5 protein-coding genes are annotated in these 5521 nt (G+C 72.4%); all 5 read right to left on the reverse strand.

All coding sequences use genetic code 11. The features are described 5' to 3' along the window. Positions 1 to 171: 171 nt before the first annotated feature. From H5407_RS23155 to gspG, 5 genes are read right to left on the reverse strand one after another with little or no spacing between them, the layout of a single operon-like run. On the reverse strand, positions 172 to 597 hold the full coding sequence (locus H5407_RS23155) for a GspMb/PilO family protein (RefSeq protein ID WP_183106854.1): 426 nt from the start codon (positions 595 to 597) through the stop codon (positions 172 to 174). An 8-nt stretch (positions 598 to 605) separates the two neighbouring features. Next, positions 606 to 1940, reverse strand: coding sequence for a hypothetical protein (locus H5407_RS23160; protein ID WP_183106855.1), 1335 nt, complete (start codon positions 1938 to 1940; stop codon positions 606 to 608). Continuing rightward, complete coding sequence (locus tag H5407_RS23165; RefSeq protein ID WP_183106856.1) at positions 1921 to 3453, reverse strand: GspE/PulE family protein; 1533 nt, start codon at positions 3451 to 3453, stop codon at positions 1921 to 1923. The genes H5407_RS23160 and H5407_RS23165 overlap by 20 nt, the downstream gene beginning before the upstream one ends. Continuing rightward, complete coding sequence (locus tag H5407_RS23170; protein ID WP_183106857.1) at positions 3450 to 4646, reverse strand: type II secretion system F family protein; 1197 nt, start codon at positions 4644 to 4646, stop codon at positions 3450 to 3452. Before H5407_RS23170 ends, H5407_RS23165 begins: the two co-directional genes overlap by 4 nt. Before the next feature lie 24 nt (positions 4647 to 4670). Continuing rightward, entirely contained in the window at positions 4671 to 5096 is a 426-nt protein-coding gene (gene gspG / locus H5407_RS23175; protein WP_183106858.1) for a type II secretion system major pseudopilin GspG, read from the reverse strand. Between the last annotated feature and the right edge of the window lie 425 nt (positions 5097 to 5521).

Genomic DNA, 5521 nt, shown 5'->3' on the forward strand with positions numbered 1-5521 from the left:
CCCCGGGCCGCGAGCTGCGCGCCGGCCTGGCCTCGGCCACTTCGGCCACGTCCGGCGTCTCGGCATCGGGCAGCTGGGCGACCCACAGGCAGGCGGCCACCGTCGCCCCCAAGGCCAGGGCCAGGGCCCAGTGGCGACGGGACAGGGGAGCGGCGGCGCTGGACGGCGAACTCATGGCCGGGCCCCTCCTTCCCGGCGGCTGTACAGGGTCCAGACCAACTCGGCCTGCAAGGCCTGCGATTCGCGCTGCTGGCGGCGCAGGTGCAGCCTGTCCAGGCTCAGGGCCGGGTCATGGGCCAGGGCCGCGCCGAGGTAGTGCCGCAGCTGGGCATAACTGCCCTGCACCGGCATGCTGATGCGCAGGCGCTCCAGGCCGGTGTCGGCGTCGGCGCTGAGCCGCTGCTCGCTGCGCTGCGGCTCCAGGCCCAGGCGCAAGCCGATCTCCAGCAGGTCGGCCAGGCGCCGCTGGCGCTCAGCCGAAGACGGCAAGGCGGCCAGGAAGGCGGCCGGGGTCTGCGCAGCCGAAACGGGCAGGGCGGCGGAGGCCCGCAGGCTGCGGCGCAGGGCCGCGGGGGTCAGGTTTTGCCAGAGCAGCATCCGGGGCTTCATCGCGGGGCTCCTGTCGAGGAAGCGGCCGGCGCCGCCGAGGCCAACAGCGCCGGCGACAGCCGTGCCTGCAGGCTGAAACGCAGGCCCGGCCGACCGCCCTCCTCGGCCTGGATGGCACCGGGCAGCACCTCGCCCCAGCCCGGCAGGCGTGCCAGGGTGTCGGCCACGGCCAGGATCTGGGCGCGGTCCTCGGCCTGCCCCTCCAGGCGGAGCTCGGCGCGTGAGGCCTGCAGGTCCAGGCCCAGCCAGGCCACACGCGGGCGTTGCTGTTCATCCAGGGCTGCGGCCTCGACCTGGGCGAGCAGGGCCTGCCAGGGCTGCCGCAGGGCCTGGTTGGCCTCGACCAGCCCCTTGGGATCGCCCGCGACGACCCTGCCGGGACGGACCGTGGGCGTCGTGGGCCGGCCCTGCCGCGCCTGCAGCCCGGCCACGCCCTCGTGGGCGGCCTGGCGCTGCGCATGGGCCTGCCAGCCTTCCTGCGCCGCCAGGCCCAGGCACAGCAGAGCCACAACCAGCAGGGGCCAGCGCCAGCGGGCCAGGGGCTGCACCGCGGGGAGGAAGTCACCCGAGGCTTCACGGGGCGCCGGGGCCGGACTGGCCCATAGCAGGGGGTCAGGTCTTGCAGTGTCCAGGGCAACCAGGACCCGCACACCCGCCGGCGGGGCCTCCAACGGCGCCGACAGGCCACAGCCCGCCAGCAGGATCGCAGTGCCCTGAGGCAGGCCGGCCAGCAGGGGCTGCAGACGCCGGCACAGCGCCTCCGGCGTCGGCGCGGGCAGGCGCAGGTGGCGCACGGCCTGCAGCACCCCGTCCTGCAACGTCATCCAGCACAGCAGGCTGCCCTCCACCCAGGCCAGCGCGGCCTGCGGCGCCTGCGCCCAGGCGGGCTCCTGGCGTCTGCAAGCCTCCAGGCAGGCCAGCGACGCCGGCCGCGCGCTACGCAGGCGAGGCTGCAAGGCCGCCCAGTGTTCGACGCTGGACAGGGCCCAGGCACCGCAGCGGCGCAGCCCGCCGCGCCCCTCGGACCAGGGCGCCAGCGGCCAGGACTGGGCCAGCGGCCCGTGGTAATGACTCAGCAAATGCGCGGCATGCGCACGGATGTCATCGGCCGCCGACAGCGCCAGACCGGCCTCAGCCACCAGGGGCGTCAGCAGCTGCTCCGACAGCAGCAGGTCCAGGCCGGCTGCGGGCAGCTGGGCGTCGCAGAGGCGGTGGCCCTCGGCATCGCACAGGCCCTGCGCATCCAGCCACAGGGGGCGGCCGAAGCGAGGCGGGCGGCCCAGAACCCGCGCCACCGCCGTGCGGCGGGCTTCATTCATCGAGGGTGACACGATCCAGCTCCTCGAAGGTGCTCTCGCCGCGGCACACGGCCGCCAGGGCCTGCTGGCGCAGGGGCTTCATGCCGCGGCTGCGCGCGGCCTCCTTGATCTGCGACATCGGCGCGCGGCTGGCGATGAGGTCGCGCAGCCCATCATCCAGGCGCAGCAGCTCGGCCACGGCACGGCGGCCGCGATAGCCCGTGCCGCGGCAGTGGCCGCAGCCCTCGCCCTTCAGGAAGTGGTGCGCGCCGGGCACCAGTCCATGGCGCGCCAGCAGGGCCGGCTCCGGCGCGACGGGCGCCGCGCAATGGCGGCAGTTCAGGCGCATGAGGCGCTGCGCCAGCACCGCGTTGAGGGCGGAGACCACGTTGTAGAGGTCCAGGCCCATGTGCATGAAGCGGCCGATGACGTCGAAGGCATTGTTCGCATGGACGGTGGAGAAGACCAGATGGCCGGTTAGCGCGGCCTGCACGGCGATCTGCGCGGTCTCGGCGTCGCGGATCTCGCCCACCATCACGCGGTCCGGGTCGTGACGCAGGATGGAGCGCAGGCCGCGCGAGAAGGTCAGGCCCTTCTTTTCGTTCACTGGGATCTGCACCACGCCGGGCAGTTGGTACTCCACCGGGTCTTCGATGGTGATGATCTTGTCCTGGCCGGTGTGGATCTCGGTCAGCGTGGCGTAGAGCGTGGTGGTCTTGCCCGAGCCCGTGGGCCCGGTCACCAGCAGCATGCCGTGGGGCTGGCGGGCCTGCAGGCGCAGCGCGGCGCGCTCGGCCTCGTCGAAGCCCAGGGCATCCAGGCTCAGGGCGCCCTGGTCCTGTTCGATGCGGGCGCGGTCCAGCAGGCGCACCACGGCGTCCTCGCCGAAGACGCTGGGCATGATGGAGAGGCGGAAGTCGATCTCGCGCCCCGCGTGGCGCAGCTTGAAGCGGCCGTCCTGCGGCACGCGGCGCTCGCCGATGTCCAGCTCGGCCATCACCTTGAGACGCGAGACCAGCTGCTCGGCCAAGCCTGCCCCCTCGACCTGGCGCACAGGCGCCATCACGCCGTCGATGCGGAAGCGGATCTGGGCGCCGCGGGCCGTGCACTCGATGTGGACGTCGCTGGCGCCGTCCTGGAGGGCGTCGAAGAGCGTGGCATTGAGCAGGCGCACGGCCGGCGAGGCCGCCTCGGACAGCGACAGGGCCGAGAGCTCCTCCACCGCCACAGCGCCGGCCTCGCCCGGCGCGAGGCCCTCGTCCACCTCAGCGAGGGCGCGGAAGTCGGCCTCGCCGCTGCCCAGCCAATGCGCCAGGGCCGCGGGTTCGCAGCGCTGCCAGTCCACCGCGGCCTGCAGTCGGGCCTCGACGCTCTGCAGCAGCAGCACATCGGGCTCGCGATCGGCCAGCAGCACCAGCTGCGAGGCCCCGCCCTGGGCCAGCACTGCACGCCAGCGCTGGGCCTGCGCCTGCGGCCAGCGTTCGAAGTCCAGCTGCCAGGGGCCTTGCTCGGCCGGCAGGCAATCATGGAGATGGACGGCCGTCATTGCACCTGCTCCACCAGCTGGAAGATCGGCAGGTACATGAGCACGATGATGCCGCCGATGAGGACGCCCATGATCAGCATCAGGGCGGGGTTGAGGGCGCGGCTGAGGAAGTCGGTGAGGCGCACGGCTTCCTCGTCGTGGAAGGCGGCGGCGCGCTCCAGCATGGCGGCGAGTTCGCCGCTGCGCTCGCCCACGCGCACCATGCGGCGCGCCACGGGCGTGGCCAGGCCTTGCGCCTCCAGGGCTTCGGAAAAGCGCTGGCCCTCGCCCACGGCCGTGGCCAGGCGGGCGACGGCGTCCTGCCAGGGCAGGGCCATCAGGGGCTGCACGATCTTCAGGGCCTGCAAGGCCGGCACGCCCGCCGCCAGCAGCATGGCCAGGCTGCGGTAGAAGCGGGCCAGAGCCAGCACGCGCAGGCGCGGGCCGATGGCGGGCAGGGTCCACAGCCGCGCCTGCAGCGCCGCACGCATGGGCGCCGAGCGCAGGGCCAGGACCGCCACCAGCAGCGCGCCGCCCAGGCTCAGGGCCACGGCCAGGGGGTGCTCGCCCGCAAAGCGCCCGAAGCGCAGCAGGGCCATGGAGCCCCAGGGCAGGTCCGAGCCCAGGCCATCCAGGATGCCGGCAAATCGGGGCAGCACAAAGAGCAGCAGGAAGAGGATCACCGCCGAGCCCACGCCCAGCAGCAGAGCCGGGTAGACGCAGGCGGCCACCAGGCGGTCGCGCAGCTGCTGCACCCAGGCCAAGTAGCGGCCATGCTGAGCCAGGGCCGGGGCCAGTTGGCCGCTGCGTTCGTTGGCGGCCACCAGGGCGCAGATCAGCTCGTCGAAGGCTTGCGGCTGGGCGCGCAGGGCCGCACTGAGCGGCTGGCCGGCCTTCAGCGCCTGCACCACGCCGGCCAGCGCCGCGCGCACGTCGGGCTGGGCTTCCTTCTCGCTCAAGGTCTCCAAGGCCTCGACCAGGGACACCCCGGCGCCCAGCAGCACCGCCAGCTCCTGGCTGAACAGCTGCAGCGGGAAGCGCCTTCCAGCAGGAGCCGACGCCGTTGCGGACACCTCGGCGACTTCCTCCACGGACAGGATGCGCTGCGGGCTCACCCCCAGCAGCCCGGCGAGGGCCTGGCGGTCCGGTGCCTGCAGGCGGGCCTGCTGCAGGCCGGCCTGCTCAGGCTGGTAGCGGACGATGTAGTCGGGCATGGTCAAACGCTGTTGGCCGGGGGCTCACCAACTGGTGATGTCGGCGTCCTCGCCCTCGCCGCCGGGCCGGCCGTCATGGCCGAAGGAGAGCAGGTCGTACTCGCCATGCTCGCCGGGTGCCTTGTACTGGTAGGCCTGGCCCCAGGGGTCCTTGGGGACGGCCTTGGAGAGGTAGGGGCCGGCCCAGCGGGGCTCGTCCATGGGCTTTTCGCGCAGGGCCTGGAGGCCTTGCTCGGCAGAGGGATAGCGGCCGGTGTCGATGCGGTATTGGTCCAGGGCCTTCTGCAGGGCGTCCAGCTGCGCGCGCGCCACCTTGACCTCGGACTTGCCGATCTGCCCGAAAAAGCGCGGCCCCACATAGCCCGCCAGCAGGCCGATGATGACCATCACCACCAGCAATTCCAGCAAGGTGAACCCACGCCCGGCGCGCGGGCGGCGGCAACGATTCATACAGTCCCTCATGTGATCTCGACCCGCCCTGGCTCAGTGCCTGAGCGAGCCTCCCCGGCCCTGCGGCTGCACCGTGGCAGGCCACTTTATGACAGATGCATTCGACAGGCGTTTGACAGACCCGCCCACGGCGGCGCCAAACGTTTGACGGCAGCAATCTGCCGCATCATGCCGCAGCGCACAACGGCGTTTTCCAGCAGCGCGGGTGGAAGCATCCCTCATGCGAGGGTCGCTCACGGCATGAGCCTGTATGCGCCACCGGGCTGCCCCGGGGCATCAGTGGCCACATACTGCGGGCTGTATTGACCCAGTGAAAACCTGCTCAGGTGTTACCTTAGAGAGGAAGACACCATGAGTACGTTGATGGACGAAGAGATCAAGCGCTGGACCGCGAAGCGCAAGACGGCATTGGTCCTGGAGATCAT

The sequence above is a fragment of the Mitsuaria sp. WAJ17 genome (assembly GCF_014174515.1).
Classification (GTDB): Bacteria; Pseudomonadota; Gammaproteobacteria; order Burkholderiales; family Burkholderiaceae_C; genus Roseateles_B.

Coding starts and splice junctions, on each gene's coding strand:
- H5407_RS23155 (WP_183106854.1), bottom strand. CDS start 597: ATGCTGCTCTGGCAAAACCTGACCCCCGCGGCCCTGCGCCGCAGCCTG.
- H5407_RS23165 (WP_183106856.1), bottom strand. CDS start 3,453: ATGACGGCCGTCCATCTCCATGATTGCCTGCCGGCCGAGCAAGGCCCC.
- H5407_RS23170 (WP_183106857.1), bottom strand. CDS start 4,646: ATGCCCGACTACATCGTCCGCTACCAGCCTGAGCAGGCCGGCCTGCAG.
- gspG (WP_183106858.1), bottom strand. CDS start 5,096: ATGAATCGTTGCCGCCGCCCGCGCGCCGGGCGTGGGTTCACCTTGCTG.